Consider the following 21,342-nt stretch of genomic DNA (forward strand, 5'->3'; position numbering starts at 1 on the left):
AATTTTGAGTCATGACGACGACACAGCCGACCGACTCCCGGGCCCCGCTCTCCGCCAACGCCGTGCTCCGCGTACCGCCCGCCCCCCCGGCCGCGGCCGCCGCGTACTTCGGCGCCAGTCTCGCCTTTCACGCCGATGTGTCGGACGTCGCCGCGGTTCTCGCCGGCGGTGAAACCCCCGGCTTCGTCGTGATCGACTCCCGCTCCACCGAGTCCTGGGACCAGGGACACGTGCCCGGCGCCCTCCACCTGCCGACGGCGCTGATCCCCGAGCAGGCGGCGAAGCTGCTGGACAAGGCCGTCCCGGTCGTCACGTACTGCTGGGGCCCGGGCTGCAACGGAGGCACCCGCGCCGCGCTCGCCCTCGCCGAACTCGGCTACCAGGTCAAGGAGATGCTCGGCGGCATCGAGTACTGGATTCGCGAGGGCTTCGAGGTCGAGACGTGGGAGGGCCGCGAGCGCCGCGCCGCCGACCCGCTGACGGCGCCCGTCGGCTCCGACAACTGTGGCTGCTGACAGGGTGGTTGGCGTACGACTTGGAGTGCGGCCGGGCGTACGACGCACGGGCGGTGGGGCATGCCCGACGACCCGGCCGGGCGATCAACCCGTAAGGCGGCCTCCGGCGCGCGTGAGCGCGTCGAAGAGGAGGGTGGCGTCCGCCCCGGCGGGAAGGCCGCTCACCTGACCGTCGCCCACCTCCACCACCCGCCACCTGCCGTCCTCGCGCGGCGCGAGGTCCGTCGTCACCCGATCCGCGAAGAGCGCGTACCAGCCGGGGAGCTCATGGGCGCGGCCGAACCGGTCCGGCATGGTGAGCAGTGCGCGACCGCGCTCGCGCAGCCCGCGGGACAGGACCTCGTATTCGAGTACCGGGATCATCCAGCCCCGGTACCAGTACGGGCCCGAGCCGCGCGGCACCCGGCCGAGCGCCCCGGCGGAGTCACCTGCGATCAGCGCGTCATGGTCGACCAGTGCGATGTCCCCACCCGACCGTCGCGCGCCCGCCACCTCGTCGGCGAACGCCGGGTCGGGCCGACTCGCCCTGAGCGGATCGGAGCAGAAGAGATAACCGGGAGCCATGAGGTGCCCCCGTAGAAATGTCGTGGCCGGTACAGAGCGCGGCCTTGCCCCGGCCGGCGGTACTACACGGGCGGCAGCAGCGGTCCGCAGTCCCACGCCTGGAAGATCAACCGGGTTTCCACCCGGGCGACTTCGCGCTGCGAGGTGAACTCGTCCAGCACCAGCCGCTGCAGATCCGCCGCATCCGTCACCGCGACATGGACCAAATAGTCGTCGGGGCCGGTGAGGTGGAAGAGCGAGCGGGACTCCGGCAGCGCCGTGACGCGCTCCACGAAGGGGCCGATCAGCTCGCGGCGGTGCGGCCGCACCTGGACCGACAGCAGCGCTTCCAGACCACGGCCCAGCTTGGCCGGATCGAGCCGGAGCTGATGCCCCAGGATCACACCGGTGCGGCGGAGTCGGGTCACCCGGTCCAGGCAGGTCGAGGGCGCCACGCCGACCTCCGCCGCCAGGTCACGGTAAGTGGTCCGGGAATCGTTCTGCAGGAGACGCAAAATGTGCAGATCGACCGGGTCGAGTACGACAGATCCAGCCATGGGCCGAACGTTACACGGACAGGTCCAGCAATTGCCCGGTAGATGTTCAGAGTGCTGTCATGAACACGGACGCCTCGACCACACCCAGGGCCCTGGCCACAGAAGCAGTGCACGCCGGCCGCGACGACCTCGTGGGCCTGGGGCTGCACGCCGCGCCGATCGACCTTTCGACGACCTACCCCTCGTACGACAGCAGGGAGGAGGCCGCCAGGATCGACGCCTTCGCCACGACGGGCGCCCAGCTCCAGGGCCCGCCGGTCTACGGCCGGCTCGACAACCCGACCACCGCGCGCTTCGAGACGGCCCTCGCCCGCCTCGAAGGGACCGACAGCGCGATCGCCTTCGCCAGTGGCATGGCGGCGCTCACCGCGGTCCTTCTCGTACGGTCGAGCATGGGCCTGCGCCATGTGGTGGCCGTGCGCCCGCTGTACGGATGCAGCGACCATCTGCTGAACGCCGGCCTGCTGGGCACCGAGGTGACCTGGGTCGAACCGGCGGACATCGCCGCGGCGATCCGGCCGGACACCGGTCTGGTGATGCTGGAGACCCCCGCCAATCCGACACTGGCCGAGGCCGACATCCGGGCGATCGCCGACACCTGCGGGTCGGTTCCGCTGCTCGTCGACAACACCTTCGCCACGCCGGTGCTCCAGCGACCGGTGGAACACGGGGCCCGGCTCGTCCTGCACAGCGCGACCAAGTACCTCGGCGGGCACGGCGACGTCATGGGCGGAGTCGTCGCGTGCGACGAGGAGTTCGCGCGGTCGCTGCGCCAGGTGCGGTTCGCCACCGGCGGTGTACTGCACCCGCTGGCCGGCTATCTGCTGCTGCGCGGGCTCGCCACCCTGCCCGTACGCGTCAGGGCGGCATCGGCGACCGCCGCCGAGCTGGTCAGGCGACTGACCGCCGATCCACGGGTGGCGCGGGTGCACTACCCGAAGCTGGGCGGCGCGATGGTCGCCTTCGAGGTGTACGGCGACCCGCACGAGGTGATCGCGGGCGTACGCCTCATCACGCCGGCCGTCAGCCTCGGCAGTGTGGACTCACTCATCCAGCACCCGGCCTCCATCAGCCACCGCATTGTGGCGGAAGGAGACCGGCGGTCCTCGGGGGTGAGTGACCGGCTGCTGCGGATGTCCGTGGGTCTTGAGGACGTGGAGGACCTGTGGCGCGATCTGTGCGAGGCGCTCAGTGCCGGTCGGCCTGTCCGTACGGCTCGGTCAGCCGGTCGGGCAGTGCGGACGGTTCGCCCAGGTCGAGCGGGGAATGAGGCCGCTCCGACGGAGCATCGAGCCGCGCTGTGACGACCAGGGTGCCCTCCTCGATCTGGTAGTCGAGGGGCAGGCCGAGGCCGCGCATGGCCGCGACCATGCCGGTGTTGGACGACTGGGTGACGGCGTAGACGCTTTCGCACCGCGCCTCGCCGGCGAGCGTCACCAGGCGGCCGAGCAGCTCGGAGCCGATGCCGCGGCGCTGCCAGGCATCCTCGACGAGCAGTGCGACCTCGGTCTCGTCGCCGTCCCACAGGAGATGGCCGAGGGCGACGAGGCGGCCCGACGCGGTCTGGACGGCGAGGGTGCGGCCGAAGCGCGGGCTCAGCAGATGGCTGAGGTAGCGGCCCGCGTCGCCCACCGGGCCGTGGTAACGCAGGCTCAGGGTGCGGTCGGTGCAGCGCTCGTGCATGGCGCGGGCGGCTTCCAGATCCGCCGGACCGGCCCTGCGGACGGTGATCTCATTGCCCTCGGGGAGGGTGAGGACGTCCTGGCTGCGGGGGATGCGGGGGCCGAGACGGGCGTCCAGCTCGACGAGGGCGCGGGCCCGGGCGAACTCGGTCGGGGTGAAGGGGAGATAGGGGCGCTCCATGGTGATCGTTCCGCCGGACGGGTCGCGCAGCTTCATCACCGGGCCGTCGAGCACACCTTCCACCGGGGCGCTCTCGGCGGACGGCCGGCCGGTGAGGGTGGTCGCGGGCCGCGAGTGGATGGTGCAGCGGCCGAGCAACTGGCGTAGCGCCAGCGGCAGTTCGGCCGCGTCCAGTGCGGTTCGGGTGGCGAGACGGAGTACCCGGGTGGGGCCGTCCACCAGGTCGTGGGCGTCGGCGCGCTCCAGCCAGGTGTCGCTGCCGCCCGCGGCCGACACCTCGCGGGAGAGCTGCTGGGCCTGGAGTGCGGTGGGGGCGCGCAGCAGGAACTCGTCGACGGTGCCCTCGGGCAGCGGATGGGTCTGCAGGGTGAGGATGTCCACCCGGTGCCTGGCCAGTGCGCCGCAGAGCGCCGCCAGGCTGCCGGGCCGGTCCTGGACGGTGGTGCGCATCCGCCACAGTGCGGTGTCCGAGCCGGGCGCGGTGACGTCGGTGCCGGTGTCGAGACCGGTGCCGGTATCGGTGTCGCCGGGGGTCGGCGGCGGTGCGTGGCTGTGCCGTCGTGCCCACCAGGTGTGGAACGGGACCGTGGCGCTCAGGGCCACCGCCGAGGCCACCAGCAGGTATGGCCCGTCGGGGCCGTGCGCGATCGTGTTCGCGATGGCATCGGCGACGGCCACGGCCGTGAACAGGGCGGCCAGTTCGACGAGGTCCCGCCGCCAGTGGTGCGGGCGGCGGGACCTCTTCGCGGGTTTCATATCAGTCACGTCAGTCATGGCATCACTGTGACCCAGCGGTGTTGCGTGATCACGAACGTTTTGTGACTGACGGGTTAAGTGTGCTTCTGGATGCTTAGCGACCGGTTTTCAACCAATGCCTTCGCGTCGGAGTCCCTGTTCTGTCCGGTCTTGCCCGTATCAGGCGCCCGCGATGGCGCGCAGCGCGTCCAGGTGCCGCCGGTAGACGGCCCGCCCCTCGTCGGTCAGGGCGAGCCAGGTGCGGGGCCGCCGGGCCACCCGGCCCTTCTTCACCACGATCCACCCGGCCTCTTCGAGCGACGCCACCTGCTTGGACAGCGCCGAGTCGGTGATCTCGACGAGGTCGCGTACGAAGCCGAAGTCGGCCTTCTCCGCCGGTGCGAGCGCCGCGACGACCGAGAGCCGTACCGGCGACGACAGGAGCGGCGCCAGGGCGTGACGGGGGTGACGGCCCGCCGCCCTGCCCGCTGCCTCTCCGCTCGTCATGCCGACCGCCGCATCTCCTGCCGGGCCCCGACCGCGGGAGGCAGTGCGCAGCCCAGCGCGGCCACCACCGCGAAGGCCGGGCTGTCCACGAAGACGGTGACGCTGAGGGCGACGGTGAGTCCGAAAAGGACCGCCCAGGAGCCGATCGGCGTGCCGTGCCGCACACCGAATCCCCTGCGTACGACGCGCTGCTTGGCCGCGTACACGCTCAGGCCGCCCACCAGTGCCGCATTGGCGAGCGCGAAGACGAGCGCGGCGGCGAGCCCGTGCCACAGCACGGCCACCGGGACGAGGACGAGCTGCCCCGCGGCGAAGACGAGCAGGTAGCGGGCGTACCAGCCACTGTCGTGCAGCGCCGCCCGTTCCACCGTGCCCGCGCGGCCCAACGCCTCGACAGCTTCCGTGTGTTCACTCATGGGTCCCCCTTGAACCTGCCGTGCATGGTCTCCCGCGCGGTCACTTGCCAGATTGGCGGCCACTTGCCAACTTGGCAAGTGGCCGGGGGGGGGAGGGAATGACGGTCACTGACCGACGCGCCCCGGCTGCAGTGTCCTGCTGAACAGCACCGCGTCGCCCTCGGCCCGCAGGCGCACTGTCAGCTCGCCGCTCCCGCCGTCGATCTCGACCTCGCCGAAGTGCTGGGGCGACTCCATCGGCGACACATTGGCCCGCGTCGGCGCCTTCACGAAGACCTGGTCGGGGCCGAAGGTCGCGTCGAGCCCCGTCGCCGGGAAGCCTCCGGCGGCCAGTGGTCCCGAGACGAACTCCCAGAAGGGGGCGAAGTCCTTGAAGGCCGCCCGGGACGGGTCGTAGTGCTGGGCCGAGGTGTAGTGCACATCGGCGGTGAGCCACAGCGTGCCGGTGATCCGGGCGTGTTTGATGAACCGCAGCAGCTCGGCGATCTGGAGCTCCCGGCCCAGCGGCGCGCCCGGATCGCCCTGTGCGACCGCCTCGAAGTCGGCCGCCCCGTCCGGTACGACGATGCCCAGCGGCATGTCCGATGCGATCACTTTCCACACCGCGCGCGAGCGCGACAACTCCCGCTTCAGCCAGGCGAGTTGCTCGGCCCCGAGAATGCCGGTCGCGTCGACGGGCTGCCGGCCGGGGGAGTTGGCGTTGCGGTACGTACGCATGTCGAGGACGAAGACATCGAGCAGCGGCCCCTGCCGGACCACCCGGTGGATTCGGCCGCCGCCTTGGCCGCGCGGCGACAGGGTCGGAATCGGGAAGTACTCACTGAACGCGCGCATCGAGCGTGCCGCCAGCACATCGACGTTCTTCTCGGTGTAGCGGACGTCGTCGAGGATCTGGCCCGGGTACCAGTTGTTGCGTACCTCGTGGTCGTCCCACTGGACGATGGACGGCACCTGGGCATTGAACCGGCGCAGATGCGTATCGAGCAGGTTGTAGCGGAAGTTGCCCCGGAACTCCGCCAGCGTCTGGGCGACCCGTGACTTCTCAGGGGTGGTGACGTTCCGCCAGACCCGTCCGTCCGGCAGGGTCACGCTAGGGTTGATCACCCCGTCCGCGTACACGGTGTCGCCGCTGCACAGGAAGAAGTCCGGGTCCAGGCGGCGCATTTCCTCGTACACGCGGTAGCCCCCGAGGTCCGGGTTGATGCCCCAGCCCTGCCCCGCGATGTCCCCCGACCACAGGAAGCGCGCGCCGTCGCGCCGCCGCGCGGAAGCCGTGCGGAACGTGCCGTACACCGGCTCCCCACTACGGCGGGGGTCGTCGGGGTCGGAGAGGGTGACCCGATAGTGCACCTGCTCGCCCGCGGGCAGGCCGCGCAGTGGCGTCGTCCCGGTGAAGTCCGTGCCTGGGCCGAGCAGGGGCCCGTGCCATCTGTGGGAGCGGCGGAAGGACTCGGTCGCGGACGTCTCCACCGTCATCCGGGCCGGGCGGTCGGAGCGCACCCACACCAGCCCCGACGACGAGGTGACATCGCCGGTCTGCACGCCCCAGACGGCGTGCGGTCGGCCGGGGAGCGCCTGGGCGGGCGCCGCGGCGCCGAAGGGCAGGGCCAGCGCGGCCGATGCGGCAAGAGAGCCGCGCAGAAGCGTGCGGCGGTCGTGGGACGGGCCGTGCGTGCGGTGCGACATCGATGCGCCTCCAGGGGCGGGTCGGTCCGGGGTGCGGCAGGGCGCCGGGGCATGAAGGTGCGCCCGATGTGCCCGTCGCGCTGCTTGCGACGCCATGCCTAGTCCCCGGCCACGGCGAGCACACGAACCCCAAGTGAACAACCGGCCCGGGTGCCGGGGAACCGGCCCCGCGCCGTCCGCGTACGGCCGCCGTACCGCTTCCCCGGCCTCAGCCACCGACCGCCCGGCGGCCGGTGTCGAGGACGACGCGGGCCACCAGCGCGGGGTCGTCGTTCATCGGGACATGGCCGCAGCCGGGCAGCCGGATCAGCCGGGCGCCGGGAATGGTGTGCTTGGCCCGGATGCCCTGGCGGCGCAGCAGCAGCCGGTCCCGAGTGCCCCAGGCGACGGTGACCGGGATGCCGGGCACGTCGTCCGTGAACCGCAGGCCGAGGCCCGCGGCGAGGGTAGGGGCGAAGCCGGGCGCGTCCCGCAGCGCCAGGGTCTCGGCGACCACGGCCTCCGGCGAACGTCTGCCCGGCTTGGCGTAGATGCCGCTGGTGAGCGCCGCCCGCCCGGCCGCCGTCTGCGACATGCGCTCGATGACCGTCAGGGGCAGCGACTTGGCGCCCAGCCGCATCCCGCGCAGCGTTCCGAAGGCGTAGCGGCGCTCGCCCTCGGTCCAGAAGCCCGCGGGGGAGAGCGCCGTGACCGACCGGACACGTCCCGCGCGGCCCAACTCCAGGGCGAGCAGGCCCCCGAGAGAGTTGCCCGCGACATGCGGGCGCTCGACGCCGAGTGCCTCACACATCGAGTCGAGTACCGGAACCACCGTCGCCAGGTCGTACGGCGAACCTTCCGGCAGCGCGGGCGACTCGCCGAATCCGGGCAGATCCACCGCGATCACATCGTGCTCGGCGGACAGCGCCGATATCACCGGGTCCCAGGCCTGCCGGTGGTGGCCCACGCCGTGCAGCAACAGGAGCGGTTCGCCCGCGCCCGTCCGCTCGTACGCGACGGAGACCGTGCGGTTCCCCCGGGTGGACTCGATCGTGAAGGAGACCTTTTCGGCCATGCTGCTGCTCCCTGTGCTCGGGGGTGGTCGGAGGGACTGGTCGAGGGGAGAGTGCTTAGACATTGCGTCAGTAACAATTACCGCTGAGTAGCTTCGAGTTCAAGAGGCTGTGCGGCGCCGGGTCCGCCCGTCAGATGTGCCGAGTGGCGCACCGATGCCGCCTGGACAGGGCGGGGTGGCGTCGGCTGGGATGGGCAGGTGACTGCCGATACCGTGACCGATGTCTTCGAAGCGCACCGACCCGTCCTGACCGGCGTGGCCTACCGGATGCTCGGCCGGGCGGCCGACGCGGAGGACGTCGTACAGGACGCCTGGCTCCGCTGGTCGGCCCAGGAGCGTGATGACGTGCGCGAACCGCGCGCCTATCTGGTGCGCGTCACCACCCGGCTCGCCATCGACCGGCTGCGCCACGCGCAGTCGCGGCGAGAGACGTACGTCGGTCCGTGGCTTCCCGAGCCGGTCGTGACCGACTTCGGTCCGGCGGTTCCCGACACCGCCGAGCGCGCCGTACTCGCCGATTCCGTCTCGCTCGCGGTCCTTGTCGTTCTCGAATCGCTCTCTCCGCTGGAGCGTGCGGTGTTCGTGCTGCGGGAGGCCTTCGGATTCCCGTTCGCGGAGATCGCCACCGCGCTCGACCGCTCGGAATCAGCCGTCCGGCAGCTGGCGGGACGCGCGCGCCGGCACGTCGACGAGCGCAGGACGCGCTACGACGTGGACCCGGCCGAGCGGCGTGACCTCACCGAGCGCTTCCTCGCCGCCGCGTCGGGAGGCGACATCAACGCCCTGCTCGTCCTGCTCGCGCCCGACGCCCGGCTCATCGGCGACAGCGGCGGCAAGACCAAGGCGCCGCTGCGCGTCATGGAGAGCGCGGACAAGGTGGGCCGTTTCCTGTTCGCCGTGGCCAAGCAGCCCGTCCCCGACAGTGAGTTCCGCTTCGTGGAGGTCAACGGCGGCCCCGCCCTGCTCATCCTGTCCGGCGGGAAGCCCGACACCGTCTTCCAGGTGGACGTCGTGGACGGACTCATTCAATGCGTCTATGTCATGCGCAACCCGGACAAGCTGGCCGCACTCGCTCCGTGAACAACACCTGACAGGAGTGTCCGTCTCCCGTGCATTGGTCTTGACCAAGGGGAGGGTCGGACTTACTCTCGCAGAGTTAGTGCAGGAACCTTTAATAAACAAGGGCGCGAAAATCCGCCGGACACACGGCGATTGCGGAGGATCAGGGTGGGGATCACGCAGCTCGACACGGTGCCGGAGCCCAAGTACTGGCATCTCAAGACCGTGCTCAGCGAGGCACTCGACTCCGACTTCGCGGTCGGTGAGGTCCTGCCCAACGAGCGGGACCTCGCCTCGCGCTTCGGCGTCGCCCGTGCCACGCTCCGCCAGGCGCTCGAACAGCTTGAGCTGGAAGGCCGGCTTCAGCGCCGCCGCGGCGTGGGCACCACCGTCGCACCGCCCCGCGTGGGCGTGGACGTCGGCGCCTCGCAGCACGGCTGGCCCGGCGCGGTCGGCGACGCCTGGCAGCCCGTCGACTGTGTGACGTCGGTTCCCCCGGTGGCGGCCGCCAGGCTGCTCGACGCGGAGGCCGAGGAAGAGGTCCACACGGTGCGCCGGACCCGGATGTCGCACGGTCAGCCGGTCGCCGCCGAGCTGCTGTACGTACCGGTCGGGTCAGTGCCGGATCTCCCCGGCATCGAGGCCCCCTCCGGACCGGCCCGCGCCCGCAGCGTGCTGCGCGAGCTGCAGCGCCTCGGCATGGACGGCCAGGACCGTGCGGTCGAGCTCGGTTCGGCCCGCGCCGACGACGCGAAGGAACTGGACCGGCTGCCCGGCGCGCCCGTCCTCGTCGTCACCGCCCGTTACTTCGCCGCGGGCAGGACCGCCGCCGTATCGGTGGCCACCTACCGGGCGGACACCTGTCGGCTCACCTTCGGTGACCAGGGCGACATGCGGATCAGCCACCACGCGCAGGAGCGCAAGGCGTCCTGACCCGTCTCCCGTATCGCTCTTCGCGGCCCGTCACTCACTCAGTGGCGGGCCGTCACCGTTCCCTCGACGGCGAAGAGCTGCTCCTCGACATGGTCGAGGGCCAGGCGCAGCGCGCCGGTCGCCACGGCCGCCTCACCGAGCAGTGACAGCGCCACCCTGGGCGGACGCAGGCAGTACCGCGCCAGCTCGCCGCGCAGCGGCTCCAGTACGCCGTCGAGGCCGGCCGCCCAGCCGCCGATCACCACCAGCTCGGGGTCGAGCGCGAGCACCAGCGCCGCGACATCGTGCACCAGCCGCTGAATGAACCTCTCGACGGCCTCCCCGGCCCGTACGTCACCCTGCTTGGCCTGGCGGAACACGGCGGCCACCGCCTGCTCGTCGAGCGCGTGCAGCGGTTTGTCCGTCGTGGAGAGCAGGGTCTCCGGGGTGACCTCACGGCCCAGCAGATGCAGTGCGCCGATCTCGCCGGCCGCCCCGCCGTAGCCGCGGTGCAGCCGCCCGCCGATCAGCGAGCCCGCACCCGGGCTGAGCCCGGCCATGACGAAGACGATGTCGTCGGAGTCGGTTGCGGCGCCCTTCCAGTGCTCGGCGACCGCCGCGGTGTTCGCGTCGTTCTCCACCAGGACGGGGCATCGGAAGGACCGGCGCAGCCGCTCGCCGAGCGCAAGACCGGTCCAGCCGGGCAGCGCGGTGCCCAGCCGCACGGTGCCGTCGGCCTCCACGATGCCGGGGCTGCCCACGCCGACGGCACGCAGGGAGCTGCGCGCGACTCCGGACCGGCGCAGCACATCGGCGACCACGGTGCGTACCCGCTCCAGTCGCTCGTCCGCGCACGCGGTCTCGGACACCTCGCGCGATCCCGCGCCCATGACACGGCCGTCGAGGCCGGAGAGCAGGGCGGCGATCCGGTGCGGGCCGATCTCGATGCCCAGGAGATGCCCCGCCTCGGCCCGGAACCGGAACCGGCGCGCGGGGCGGCCCTGGCGCCGGGTCTCGATGTCCTCGGGCGGGGCCTCGACGACGAGACCGGTCTCCATGAGCCCTTCGATCACACCCTCGACCGTCGGCCGGGACAGCCCGGTGACGCGGGTCAGATCGGTCAGTGTGGGGGAGTCCGCCGCACGCAGCGCGTGCAGCACCACGGCGGAGTTGATCCGCCGCAGCAGAGAGGGGTCTCCGCCGGTCAGCCTCCCCAACGTGTGTCCTCCCAGTTCGTACGCGTGTCAGGCCGGATCGTACTCGCTGGACCGTGGCGCGGCGAGCGTGACCCTTGCCGTACGGCCGGGTCCCCACCGGGCCCAACCACCCACGACGCCCTCTTCGCGATCCGGGTGCCCGCCGAGGCGAGCGAGCACCCGGAGTACGGCACCTACCCGCGGTGCTCGCGGGAGAAGCTCGACGTGCTCCAGGGCGGGGACCTGGTCGCGGTCCGAGGTGTGCAGCGGGGGCTGGCCACCGGCCCCGCACCGCCCGGCGGACGCGTCTCGCACCTGGAGAGGCCGCTGTGGCAGTTCCAGCGCTACCTCGCCCGCAGGTTGACGGCCCCGAACTCGGACGCGGGCGCCGCGTAGCCGCGTCACGCACCGGCTCGAAGCCCATGGGGCTCAGGGGCCGCGAACTCACGCTCGGTGGTCATCGGTAGAATGGTGTGTGCAAATCACGGATGTTTGGCATCGTGGATGTGAACGAAATTTCGATTGAGCCGGTTGCGCACAAGGGAGAGCGATGCCTACACGTGATCAGGGCGCGACGACGACCGCTGCCGCGGAGGTCGCCTCCCTTCGTGAGGAAGTGGAGCAGCTGAAGCAGGCCGTGACCTCGCACGCCGACGTCGACCAGGCGATAGGCGTCATCTGCGCGGTCGGGCGGCTGACCCCCGACCAGGCCTGGGAGGTCTTGGTCGAGGTCTCGCAGCACACGAACACCAAGGTCAGAAGCGTCGCCGACCGACTTGTCGAATGGACCTGCGACGGCAGCCTGCCACCCGAAATCGATGTGGCCCTGAAGGCGAGCATGGCCCGGCAGTCCCCCTGCGGCGAGCCGGGCTGAGCCCCGCCACGGACCGCCTCCGGGTGGACGCGCCGCTCGCACGGCGGCACGTCCACCCGGAGGCGGTCCGTGGACTGGCCTCGGGCATGTACAGCCGCTCCTGGAGGCCGCCGATCGTCCTGGCGTACGGGTTCGTGGCGACGTACAAGCAGGTCCTCCATCTCGTGCAGCACGGTGTCCGGCACCGGCTCCGTGGCCCGGTCGACGACGGCCCCACCGTGGTGCAGTACACCGCCGAGGACCGCGGCGAGTCCCTGGTGCTCGCCTGGCAACGGGCCCGCCCGTCGGCCGCTCCAGGTGCCCCCGCTCACCCAGCAGGCACGGGCGCGGGGGATGAGCGAACGCACCCTGCGCAGACGCCTCGCCGAGTGCGGGACCAGGTACGAGGCGCTCGTCGACTACGTACGCCTGGTCCGCGCCGAGGAGTTGCTGACCACCAGGGATCTGCCGCTGCACACCATCGCCGCGCTGCTCGGCTTCAGCGACGCACGCACCCTGCGCCGCGCGGTGGCCCGCTGGTTCGGCAAGGACCCCTCGGAGATGCGCAGAGCCGCACCGCCGCCGCACGCCTCGTAGCGCGGGGGTCAGTCCTCTGCCGCGATCCGCAGCCGGGCGTACTCCTCGGCCATGGTCTGCGCGGTCCAATGTGCATTGAGGCCGCTGGGGTTGGGCAGCGCCCAGATCCGGGTCGCGCCGATCGTCCTCACCTGCTGACCGATCGAGGCCCTCTTCTCGCCGAATGCCGTGCGGTACGCGGTGATCCCGACCACCGCGAGCCACCGGGGCCGCAGCAGCTCGACCCTGGCCGTCAGCAGCCGCCCGCCCTCGCGGAACTCCTCATCGCTGATCTCGTCGGCCCGCGCGCTGGCCCGCGCCACCACATTGGTGATGCCGAGGCCGTACGACGTCAACTCGCCCTGCTCCGGGGGCTTCAGCTGCCGCGGGGTGAAGCCCGACAGGTGCAGCACCGGCCAGAAGCGGTTGCCGGGGCGGGCGAAGTGGTGGCCCGTCGCGGCGGACATCAGCCCGGGGTTGATCCCGCAGAAGAGCACCCGAAGCCCGTCCGCGACCACATCGGGAATGAGATGGTCGCGGGCGGCCTGGAGCTCTTCCGGCGTCATACCGTGGACAGTCCGATCATTCCGTGCGCGTCAGAGGATCGAACCGGGGGTGTACCCGGCGGCCTCGGGGTGCTGCTTGGTGATCTCCTCGATGCGCGAGATCACGGTCGCGACCTGCTGCTCGGCGGCGCCGGTGAACGACAGCTTGTCCGCCATCAGTCCGTCCAGCTGCGCGCGGTCCAGTGGGATCCGGCCGTCGGCCGCCAGCTTGTCGAGCAGCTCGTTGCGCTCGGTGCCCTGCTCGCGCATGGCCAGCGCCGACGCCACCGCGTTCTCCTTGATGGCCTCGTGCGCGACCTCGCGGCCGACTCCGGCCCGTACCGACGCCATCAGCACCTTGGTGGTGGCGAGGAACGGCAGGTAGCGGTCCAGTTCGCGGGCGACGACCGCGGGGAACGCGCCGAACTCGTCGAGGACGGTCAGGAAGGTCTCCAGGAGACCGTCGAAGGCGAAGAACGCGTCCGGCAGCGCGACCCGGCGCACCACCGAGCAGGACACGTCGCCCTCGTTCCACTGGTCGCCCGCAAGCTCGCCCGTCATCGAGGCGTAGCCGCGCAGGATCACCATGAGGCCGTTGACGCGCTCGCAGGAGCGGGTGTTCATCTTGTGCGGCATCGCGGACGAGCCGACCTGGCCGGGCTTGAAGCCCTCCGTCACCAGCTCGTGCCCGGCCATCAGCCGGATCGTCTTGGCCAGCGACGAGGGTCCGCCCGCCAGCTGCACGAGCGCGGTGACGACCTCGTAGTCCAGCGAGCGCGGGTAGACCTGGCCCACCGAGGTGAAGGCCTGCGAGAAGCCGAGGTGCACGGCGATCCGCTGCTCCAGGTCGGCCAGCTTCTGCGCGTCGCCGCCGAGCAGGTCCAGCATGTCCTGCGCGGTGCCGACCGGGCCCTTGATGCCGCGCAGCGGGTAGCGGCCGAGCAGCTCCTCCAGGCGGCCGTACGCCACCAGGAGCTCGTCGGCCACCGTCGCGAAGCGCTTGCCGAGGGTCGTCGCCTGGGCCGCGACATTGTGCGAGCGGCCGGCCATGACCAGCTCCGCGTACTCACCGGACAGCCTGCCGAGCCGCGCGAGGACGGCGACCGTGCGGTCGCGCATCAGCTCAAGGGACAGCCGGATCTGCAGCTGCTCGACGTTCTCGGTGAGGTCACGGGAGGTCATGCCCTTGTGGACCTGCTCATGACCCGCGAGCGCGTTGAACTCCTCGATCCGCGCCTTCACGTCATGGCGGGTGACCTTCTCGCGCTCGGCGATCGACGCCAGGTCGACCTGGTCGAGTACACGCTCGTAGTCGGCGAGGGCGCCGTCGGGCACCTCGATGCCGAGGTCCTTCTGGGCGTGGAGCACGGCGAGCCACAGCCGGCGCTCCAGCCTCACCTTCTGCTCGGGGGACCACAGGACGGCCAGCTGCGCGGAGGCGTAGCGGCCGGCCAGGACATTGGGGATGCGGGGCTTCGCAGGAGCAGCAGTCACGTGGAGAGATTCTACTGGCGGTTCACGCAGGCCGACGCCCCGGTCCCGTTTGTGGCTTGCTACGAGAGAGGCTACGGAGTGCGCGGGTCGTCGTCGTACGGCAGCAGCTCGGGCCGCTTGGCCGGCCGGCCGTCGCCGGACGATCGTCCTGTGACCCGTCGTCCGATCCACGGCACCAGATGCTCGCGCGCGAACCGCAGATCACTGCCGCGCCGCGCCGCCCAGCCGGGCAGCGCGCCCGGGGCCAGCGGCGTCCGCCAGTCGTCCTCGGCCGCCCGGCCCAACACCTGCCACACGGCCTCGGCGACCCGCCGGTGCCCCTCCTCCGTCAGGTGCAGCCGGTCGACGTGCCACATCCGTGGATCGCCGAGCGCGGGCGTCCCGTACAGGTCGACGACCAGGGCGCCGTGCTTCGCGGCCAGGGTGTCGATGAAGTCGAACAGCTCCTCCATGCGCGGCCGGAACCGCTGCATCACCGGGCCGTCGCGTCCGGGGCTGCGCATCAGCACCAGCCGCTCGCAGGACGGCGCGAGCCGCTCCACGGCCTCTTCCAGATATCCGCGCACCCGGCCCATGTCGCACTTGGGCCGCAAGGTGTCGTTGAGTCCGCCGACCAGGGTCACGACGTCCGCCCGCATGGCGACCGCGACGTCGACCTGTTCCTCGACGATCTGGGCGATGAGCTTTCCGCGTACGGCGAGATTCGCGTACCGGAAGCCAGGCGTATTCGCGGCGAGCCGCGCGGCGAGCAGATCGGCCCAGCCGCGGTACGAGCCGTCGGGCAGCGCGTCCGACATGCCCTCGGTGAACGAGTCGCCGAGCGCGACAAGACTGGTGTAGTTGGCATTCATTTCCATGGCGGGTGCGATCGTATCCCGGCGGCGCGAGACATGCGCCCGGGGTCTGTCCACCGGGGCGGGGGCGCGGTATCCCGGGTACAGGAGTCCGCGAGGAGAGAGCGAGCGAGCCATGTTCACTGCCGCATTCTGGAAGGCCACCGGGGAGCGGGCGCTTCGCACCTTCGCGCAGTCGCTCGTCGCGGTCCTCACCGCCGGGGCGACGAACCTCATCGACGTCAACTGGCTCGCCGCCGTCTCGACCGCGGGCCTCGCCACCGTGCTCGCCATCCTCACGGCGATCGGCGCGTCCGGGGTGGGCGGCGGGCACGGCCCGGGTCTCACCGAGACCACGGACCGCGCCCAGCCATCCGTCCACTAGGCCTGCTGCTGGTCCGGGCGGCCCACCAGCTCGCGCAGCACGTCCTCCATCGTGACGAGCCCCGTGGGGTCGCCGTCCTCGCCCAGCACCGCCGCCAGGTGCGTACGGCTGCGCCGCATCGCCGTCAGGACGTCGTCGAGCGGTGCGTCCGCCCGGACCCGGGCGATCGGTCGCAGCGCCGACACTGGGAACGGGACGTCGCGCGGAGTGGCGTCCAGGGCGTCCTTCACATGCAGATAGCCGAGGATCCGCAGCCCCTCCAGGACGGGGAAGCGGGAGAAGCCCGACTGGGCCGCCAACTGCTCCAGCCCCTCCGGCGTGGTGCCGGCCTGGGCGAACACCACCCGCTCCACCGGCATGATCACGTCACGCACTGGGCGGCGGCCCAGCTCCAGGGCGTCGTGCAGCCGCTCGGCGGCCCGGCCGTCGAGCAGACCGGCGTGGCCCGCGTCCGTGACCAGACGCGCCAGCTCGTCGTCCGAGAACGTCGCCGACACCTCGTCCTTGGTCTCCACCCGCATCAGCTTCAGCAGGGTGTTGGCGAAGGCGTTGATCGTGAAGATCACCGGGCGCAGGCCACGGGCCAGCCCCACCAGCGGCGGACCGAGCAGCAGCGCGGTCCGTACCGGCTCGGCCAGCGCGATGTTCTTCGGCACCATCTCGCCGAAGAGCATGTGCAGATACGTCGCCGCGGCGAGCGCGATGACGAAGGAGATCGGGTGGGTCAGCCCGTCCGGCACACCCACGGCGTGGAAGACCGGCTCCAGCAGATGCGCGATGGCGGGCTCGGCGACCACACCCAGCACCAGGGTGCACAGCGTGATGCCCAGCTGCGCGGCGGCCAGCAGCGCCGAGATGTGCTCAAGACCCCACAGAACGCTGCGCGCCCGCCGGTTGCCCTCTTCGGCCTCCGGCTCGATCTGACTGCGGCGCACCGAGATCAGCGCGAACTCCGCGCCGACGAAGAACGCGTTGACGACCAGCGTGAGCAGGCCGATGAGCAATTGGATCGCGGTCATCGCCGGGCCTCCTCGTCCGCGGTGGAGTCACTGGGCAGCGGTGCGTGCAGCAGCACGCGCGCCGCGCGGCGGCCCGACGCGTCCACCACGTTCAGTTGCCAGCCGGCCAGCTCGATGTGGTCGCCCACCACCGGGATGCGTCCCAGCTCGGTGGCGAGCAGGCCGGCGAGCGTCTCGTAGGGGCCATCGGGCACCCGCAGTCCGACCCGCTCCAGCTGGTCGGTCCTGGCCGCGCCGTCGGCGGACCACAAAGTGTGCCCGTCGGCGTCCTCGCCCGCCGGGGCGAGGTCGGGCGTCTCGTGCGGGTCGTGCTCGTCGCGTACTTCGCCGACAACCTCCTCGACTATGTCCTCCAGCGTCACGACGCCCGCCGTGCCGCCGTACTCGTCGATCACGACGGCCATGGTGTGCTTGCCCGAAAGCCGGTCGAGCAGCCGGTCGACGGTGAGTGTCTCCGGGACCAGCAGCGGTTCGCGCAGCAGCCCCGAGACGGCGTACGTCGCCCTGCGGTCCGCCGGCACGGTCAGCACGTCCTTGATGTGCGCGATGCCGACGACGGAGTCGAGGCTGCCCCGGTACACGGGGAAGCGGGAGAGGCCGGTCGCGCGGGTGGCGTTCGCGACGTCCTCCGCGGTCGCCTGCAGATCGAGGGCGGTGACCTGGACGCGCGGGGTCATCACATTCTCGGCGGTCAGTTCCGCCAGATTGAGGGTCCGTACGAACAACTCGGCGGTGTCCGCCTCCAGCGCACCCTCCTTCGCGGAGTGGCGCGCCAGTGCGACCAGCTCCTGGGGGCTGCGGGCGGAGGCCAGTTCCTCGGCGGGCTCCATGCCGAAGCGCCGCACGATGCGGTTGGCCGTGTTGTTGAGGTGGCTGATGAGCGGGCGGAAGGCCGCGCTGAACATCCGCTGCGGGGTGGCGACGACCTTCGCCACGGCCAGCGGCGAGGAGATCGCCCAGTTCTTGGGGACCAGCTCACCGACGACCATCAGGACGATGGTGGACAGGCCCGTGCCGATGACCAGGGCCACCGTCGATGCCGTCGCGGGGGACAGGCCGAGTCCCTCCATCGGTCCGCGGATCAGCTTGCCGATGGAGGGCTCGGCGAGCATGCCGACGAGGAGGTTGGTGACGGTGATGCCGAGCTGGGCGCCGGAGAGCTGGAACGTGAGGCTGCGTACGGCCTTCAGGGCGCTTGCCGCGCCCCGGTCGCCGCGCTCCACGGCCCGCTCCAGGTCGCCGCGCTCGATGGTCGTCAGCGAGAATTCCGCCGCGACGAAGGCTCCGCAGGCGAGCGAGAGCAGCACGGCCAGGGCGAGCAGAAGCACTTCGGTCATCGGTTCACCTCCGTCCCATGGTCGGGCAGGGCGGGGAGGAACGCGCGATGTCGACTACTGGGAGGCTCGCCCATGGGCGGACGCTCACACCTTTCGGAAGTGGGTGATCAATGTCCGCCCATGGTAAAGGATGGGCAAAGCGCGGCGGAGGTCAGTAGGCCGTCGGCGTCAGTGCGCCAGTGCCTTGACCCACCGGGACCACTGCGGCTCCGGAGCGTATCCCGCGGCGCGCCACGCTTGGCGCGCGCGCTCGTTGTCGTCCAGGACCATCGCGTCGCCGCGCCGCCCGCCCAGCGCGAGGAACCGCTCCTCGGCCGCCGCGAGCAGCGCCGAGCCGATGCCCTGACGCCGCCGGTCCGGGTGCACCGCGAGCCGGTACAGATGGCAGCGCCAGCCGTCGAAGCCCGCGATGACGGTGCCGACGAGCTCGGCGCCGCGCTCCGCGAGGATCAGCGTGTCCGGATCACGGGCGACCAGCCGCTCGATGCCCGCCCGGTCGTCGCTGATGCTGGTCCCCTCGGCGGCCTCCTTCCAGAAGGCCAGTACCGCGTCGAGGTCGGCGGGGCCCGCGGCCCGTATTCGAAGACCATCCATGGCGTCATCCCACCACCGCGCGCGCGTGGCCGTCGACCGGCTTCCACCATGTGGTCGGGGCGGCCGGGTGGCCCCTCGGCTCCCCGTCTCACTCGTGGGCGATCGCCCCCAGGACATTCATCCGCGAGGCGCGCAGCGCAGGAAGCAGCGCGGCCACCAGGCCGACCACGACCGAACCCACCACCACCGCAGCCACCGTGCCCCACGGCACGGCGAAGGCGGTCAGGCCCTCCAGCGCGAGCACCTGGTGGATGGCCACTCCCCACACCAGGCCCAGCGTCAGCCCCAGCACCGCTCCGAACACCGCGATCACCACGGACTCCAGCCGGATCATCCGCCTCAGCTGGACCCGGGAGAGCCCGATCGCGCGCAGCAGCCCGATCTCACGGGTCCGCTCCACCACGGACAGCGCCAGGGTGTTGACCACTCCCAGCACCGCGATGACGATCGCCAGGCCGAGCAGGGCGTACACCAGGTAGAGCATCACCGCGATCTGCTCGCGGATCAGCTCCTTGTAGTCGGCCTGGTCCCTGACCTGGACCTGCGGATACGGTTCGAGAACCTTCTCCAGACCCGCGCGCAGCTGCTGCACGTCGCCGTCGGCCGCGTTGACGTACACCGCGCTCTCCTGGCCGTCCGGCAAATATTTCTCCACCGTGGCGAGCCCCATGAAGAGCCCGCCCGCCATCCCGGGCCCGCCCGACTGGTCCATGTCGCTGAACGCGGCGACCTTCAGCTCCGCCTTCTTGCCGCCGGGGAACTCGACCGGCAGCACCGCGCCGATCCTCACCTTGTGCTCCCGGGCGTACTCCACATCCATGGCCAGGCTGCCCGGCGCCAGCGCGGCGGCCGTGTCACCGCTCGTGTAGGTGACGCGCGCGACCTCGTCCAGCCGCGCGTCGTACCCGACGGCCGTCGTCTCGACGCGCTCGCCGTCCGGCAGCCGTACCGCCAGCGGCACGAAGCGCTGACGCACCAGGACGGCGACGTCCGGCTCCGCGCGGACCTTCTCGGTGACCTCGCGCGGGAACGGCATGAACGAGCCGTTCTGTACGACGAAGTCGGCGCCCAGTGTCTTGTCGATCTGGTCGTCGAAGGACTTGGTGATCGAGGCGCTCGCCACCGAGAGCCCGGCCACCAGGGCGAGCCCGACCATCAGCGCCGCCGCGGTGGCGCCCGTACGCCGGGGATTGCGCAGGGCGTTGCGCTGGCTCATGCGGCCCACGGGCCCGTACAGCCGGGGGAACGCCCCGCCGAGCACCCGGATCACCGGCCGCACCAGCAGTGGGCCCGCGACGACGGTGGCGATCAGGGTGAGCACGATGCCGAGGCCGAGCAGCGAGGACGCCGTCGCGGTCTCCTCGTTCGCTGCGGTCCCGCCGAGCGCGAAGGCGCCGGCCGCGCCGAGCAGCGTGCCCGCCACGGCCCTGACCTTCAACGGCCGCCCGACGCCCGCCACTTCGACATCGGCGAGCGCGGCCATCGGTGACACCCGGGCGGCCCTGCGCGCGGGAAGATAGGCGGCGACGAAGGTGACACCGACCCCGACGACGTACGCGGCGACCGGTGTGCCCCAGCCGACCACCATCTCGGCGGCGCTGAGATTCATGCCGAACGTGCTCATCAGCGCGATGAGTCCGGCCGCCAGGCCGACCCCGGCGGCCAGTCCCAGCGTGGAGCCGACCAGGCCGAGCAGCAGCGCCTCGGTGAGGACGGAGCGCCGCACCTGGCGGCGGTCCGCGCCGAGCGCCCGCATCAGCCCGAGTTCGCGGGTGCGCTGCGCGATCAGCATGGAGAAGGTGTTGACGATCAGAAAGATGCCGACCAGGACCGCGACACCGGCGAACCCCAGCATCACGTACTTGATCACATCGATGAAGCCGCCCAGATCGGCGGCGGCGGACTCGGCCTGCTCGGCGGCGGTGTCCAGATCGTACCCGGAGCCCAACTCGGCGGCGATCCGCTGTTTGAGCGTGTTGTCGTCGACGCCCGCCGCCGCCTCGACCGAGATGCCGCTGGCCGTGTCGGCCCGGCCGAGCAGCCGGCTCTGGGCGGTCGGGGTGTCCAGGAAGACCAGGGCCGCGCCGGGGTTGGTGGTGGTGAAGGTGGCGATGCCCACGATCTGCACCTTGAAGGACCCCGGCCGGGCCAGGACCGTGAGCGTGTCGCCGATGCCGACGTCCTTCTTGTCGGCGGTGTCCTTGTCCAGCAGCGCCTCGTGCGGGCCGCGCGGCTCATGGCCGCTGGTCAGCTTCACCGGACTGCGGTCGGTGACGTACCAGTTGGTCGCGATGGTCGGGGCGCCGCTCGTCGGCCCCACTGATTCGTTGTCACGGTCGACGACGGTGATGTTCTCGGCGGAGACATCGATCCAGGCACGGGCGACACCGTCGACCTCGCCGACGCGGTCCGCGAGGGACGCCGGGACGGTCTGTGCGATCCCCGACGGCACGCTCTCGCTGATCTCCTCCTTGGCTGTGATCGTGACATCCGCCGAGGTGGAGGCGAAGAGCCGGTCGAAGGTGCGGGCCACCGTGTCCGAGAAGATCAGGCTGCCCGCCACGAAGGCCACGGACAGGATGACGGCCAGCGCGGACAGCAGTAGCCGTCCCTTGTGTGCGAAGAAGCTCCGCAGTGTCGCCTTCAGCATGGAGGCCCCCGTT

Annotated in this window: 23 protein-coding genes; 8 read left to right on the forward strand and 15 right to left on the reverse strand. The window is 71.5% G+C overall.

Annotated features, from left to right (window positions below):
* Positions 1-11 precede the first annotated feature (11 nt).
* Positions 12-515 (forward strand): rhodanese-like domain-containing protein, encoded by a 504-nt coding sequence (locus QMK30_RS12230; RefSeq protein ID WP_283517580.1) that lies wholly within the window; start codon positions 12-14, stop codon positions 513-515.
* 84 nt (positions 516-599) lie between these two features.
* Here QMK30_RS12230 and QMK30_RS12235 read toward each other — a convergent pair whose 3' ends face one another.
* A complete protein-coding gene (locus QMK30_RS12235; RefSeq protein ID WP_283517582.1) occupies positions 600-1,079 on the reverse strand; it encodes an ATP-grasp domain-containing protein in 480 nt (159 codons plus the stop codon).
* 62 nt (positions 1,080-1,141) lie between these two features.
* A complete protein-coding gene (locus QMK30_RS12240) occupies positions 1,142-1,615 on the reverse strand; it encodes an Lrp/AsnC family transcriptional regulator (RefSeq protein ID WP_283517584.1) in 474 nt (157 codons plus the stop codon).
* Between the two features lie 59 nt (positions 1,616-1,674).
* On the opposite strand from QMK30_RS12240, the gene QMK30_RS12245 reads away from it, so the two are divergent.
* The gene (locus QMK30_RS12245; RefSeq protein WP_283517586.1) at positions 1,675-2,919 is read left to right on the forward strand and encodes a trans-sulfuration enzyme family protein; all 1,245 of its coding nucleotides are present in this window, start codon (positions 1,675-1,677) and stop codon (positions 2,917-2,919) included.
* Here QMK30_RS12245 and QMK30_RS12250 read toward each other — a convergent pair.
* The 5 genes from QMK30_RS12250 to QMK30_RS12270 form a co-directional block, all read right to left on the reverse strand.
* The gene (locus QMK30_RS12250) at positions 2,804-4,234 is read right to left on the reverse strand and encodes a GNAT family N-acetyltransferase (protein WP_283517755.1); all 1,431 of its coding nucleotides are present in this window, start codon (positions 4,232-4,234) and stop codon (positions 2,804-2,806) included. The two genes, QMK30_RS12245 and QMK30_RS12250, sit on opposite strands and share 116 nt — an antisense overlap.
* 159 nt (positions 4,235-4,393) lie before the next feature.
* Positions 4,394-4,720: a winged helix-turn-helix domain-containing protein gene (locus QMK30_RS12255; RefSeq protein ID WP_283517588.1), complete on the reverse strand. Its 327-nt coding sequence runs from the start codon at positions 4,718-4,720 to the stop codon at positions 4,394-4,396.
* Positions 4,717-5,136, reverse strand: a complete 420-nt coding sequence (locus QMK30_RS12260; RefSeq protein WP_283517590.1) for a hypothetical protein — start codon at positions 5,134-5,136, stop codon at positions 4,717-4,719. The genes QMK30_RS12255 and QMK30_RS12260 overlap by 4 nt, the downstream gene beginning before the upstream one ends.
* Before the next feature lie 105 nt (positions 5,137-5,241).
* The gene (locus QMK30_RS12265; RefSeq protein ID WP_283517592.1) at positions 5,242-6,822 is read right to left on the reverse strand and encodes an alkaline phosphatase D family protein; all 1,581 of its coding nucleotides are present in this window, start codon (positions 6,820-6,822) and stop codon (positions 5,242-5,244) included.
* Between the two features lie 208 nt (positions 6,823-7,030).
* Positions 7,031-7,876 (reverse strand): alpha/beta fold hydrolase, encoded by an 846-nt coding sequence (locus QMK30_RS12270; RefSeq protein ID WP_283517594.1) that lies wholly within the window; start codon positions 7,874-7,876, stop codon positions 7,031-7,033.
* A gap of 198 nt (positions 7,877-8,074) precedes the next feature.
* Between QMK30_RS12270 and QMK30_RS12275 the strand changes: the two genes are divergently transcribed.
* Positions 8,075-8,956 carry an RNA polymerase sigma-70 factor gene (locus tag QMK30_RS12275; protein ID WP_283517596.1) on the forward strand — a complete coding sequence of 294 codons (882 nt, stop codon included), beginning with the start codon at positions 8,075-8,077 and terminating at the stop codon, positions 8,954-8,956.
* 147 nt (positions 8,957-9,103) lie between these two features.
* The gene (locus QMK30_RS12280) at positions 9,104-9,868 is read left to right on the forward strand and encodes a GntR family transcriptional regulator (protein ID WP_283517598.1); all 765 of its coding nucleotides are present in this window, start codon (positions 9,104-9,106) and stop codon (positions 9,866-9,868) included.
* Between the two features lie 38 nt (positions 9,869-9,906).
* Here the strand turns inward: QMK30_RS12280 and QMK30_RS12285 are convergent, their stop codons facing one another.
* Complete coding sequence (locus QMK30_RS12285) at positions 9,907-11,064, reverse strand: ROK family transcriptional regulator (RefSeq protein WP_283517600.1); 1,158 nt, start codon at positions 11,062-11,064, stop codon at positions 9,907-9,909.
* Positions 11,065-11,088: 24 nt separating this feature from the next.
* On the opposite strand from QMK30_RS12285, the gene QMK30_RS12290 reads away from it, so the two are divergent.
* The 3 genes from QMK30_RS12290 to QMK30_RS12300 all read left to right on the forward strand — a co-directional run bounded on the left by QMK30_RS12290 (position 11,089) and on the right by QMK30_RS12300 (position 12,493).
* Positions 11,089-11,439 carry an SRPBCC family protein gene (locus QMK30_RS12290; RefSeq protein WP_283517602.1) on the forward strand — a complete coding sequence of 117 codons (351 nt, stop codon included), beginning with the start codon at positions 11,089-11,091 and terminating at the stop codon, positions 11,437-11,439.
* Between the two features lie 154 nt (positions 11,440-11,593).
* Positions 11,594-11,917 (forward strand): ANTAR domain-containing protein, encoded by a 324-nt coding sequence (locus tag QMK30_RS12295; RefSeq protein WP_283517603.1) that lies wholly within the window; start codon positions 11,594-11,596, stop codon positions 11,915-11,917.
* A 297-nt stretch (positions 11,918-12,214) separates the two neighbouring features.
* Complete coding sequence (locus QMK30_RS12300; protein ID WP_283517605.1) at positions 12,215-12,493, forward strand: helix-turn-helix domain-containing protein; 279 nt, start codon at positions 12,215-12,217, stop codon at positions 12,491-12,493.
* 8 nt (positions 12,494-12,501) lie between these two features.
* Here the strand turns inward: QMK30_RS12300 and mug are convergent, their stop codons facing one another.
* The 3 genes from mug to QMK30_RS12315 form a co-directional block, all read right to left on the reverse strand.
* Positions 12,502-13,038: a G/U mismatch-specific DNA glycosylase gene (mug, locus tag QMK30_RS12305; RefSeq protein WP_283517606.1), complete on the reverse strand. Its 537-nt coding sequence runs from the start codon at positions 13,036-13,038 to the stop codon at positions 12,502-12,504.
* A gap of 30 nt (positions 13,039-13,068) precedes the next feature.
* Positions 13,069-14,511 (reverse strand): adenylosuccinate lyase, encoded by a 1,443-nt coding sequence (purB, locus tag QMK30_RS12310; RefSeq protein WP_283517607.1) that lies wholly within the window; start codon positions 14,509-14,511, stop codon positions 13,069-13,071.
* A 71-nt stretch (positions 14,512-14,582) separates the two neighbouring features.
* Positions 14,583-15,368, reverse strand: a complete 786-nt coding sequence (locus QMK30_RS12315) for an SGNH/GDSL hydrolase family protein (protein ID WP_283517608.1) — start codon at positions 15,366-15,368, stop codon at positions 14,583-14,585.
* A 112-nt stretch (positions 15,369-15,480) separates the two neighbouring features.
* On the opposite strand from QMK30_RS12315, the gene QMK30_RS12320 reads away from it, so the two are divergent.
* Positions 15,481-15,729: a holin gene (locus tag QMK30_RS12320; RefSeq protein WP_283517609.1), complete on the forward strand. Its 249-nt coding sequence runs from the start codon at positions 15,481-15,483 to the stop codon at positions 15,727-15,729.
* On the opposite strand, the gene QMK30_RS12325 is transcribed toward QMK30_RS12320, so the two are convergent.
* The 4 genes from QMK30_RS12325 to QMK30_RS12340 all read right to left on the reverse strand — a co-directional run bounded on the left by QMK30_RS12325 (position 15,726) and on the right by QMK30_RS12340 (position 21,329).
* The gene (locus QMK30_RS12325) at positions 15,726-16,748 is read right to left on the reverse strand and encodes a hemolysin family protein (RefSeq protein ID WP_283517610.1); all 1,023 of its coding nucleotides are present in this window, start codon (positions 16,746-16,748) and stop codon (positions 15,726-15,728) included. The two genes, QMK30_RS12320 and QMK30_RS12325, sit on opposite strands and share 4 nt — an antisense overlap.
* Positions 16,745-18,085, reverse strand: a complete 1,341-nt coding sequence (locus tag QMK30_RS12330; protein ID WP_283517612.1) for a hemolysin family protein — start codon at positions 18,083-18,085, stop codon at positions 16,745-16,747. The genes QMK30_RS12325 and QMK30_RS12330 overlap by 4 nt, the downstream gene beginning before the upstream one ends.
* 168 nt (positions 18,086-18,253) lie before the next feature.
* On the reverse strand, positions 18,254-18,679 hold the full coding sequence (locus QMK30_RS12335) for a GNAT family N-acetyltransferase (RefSeq protein ID WP_502963123.1): 426 nt from the start codon (positions 18,677-18,679) through the stop codon (positions 18,254-18,256).
* Between the two features lie 88 nt (positions 18,680-18,767).
* Positions 18,768-21,329: an ABC transporter permease gene (locus QMK30_RS12340; RefSeq protein WP_283517616.1), complete on the reverse strand. Its 2,562-nt coding sequence runs from the start codon at positions 21,327-21,329 to the stop codon at positions 18,768-18,770.
* Positions 21,330-21,342: the final 13 nt, after the last annotated feature.

Source organism: Streptomyces sp. H27-C3 (genome assembly GCF_030063415.1).
In the GTDB taxonomy this organism is placed as follows: domain Bacteria; phylum Actinomycetota; class Actinomycetes; order Streptomycetales; family Streptomycetaceae; genus Streptomyces.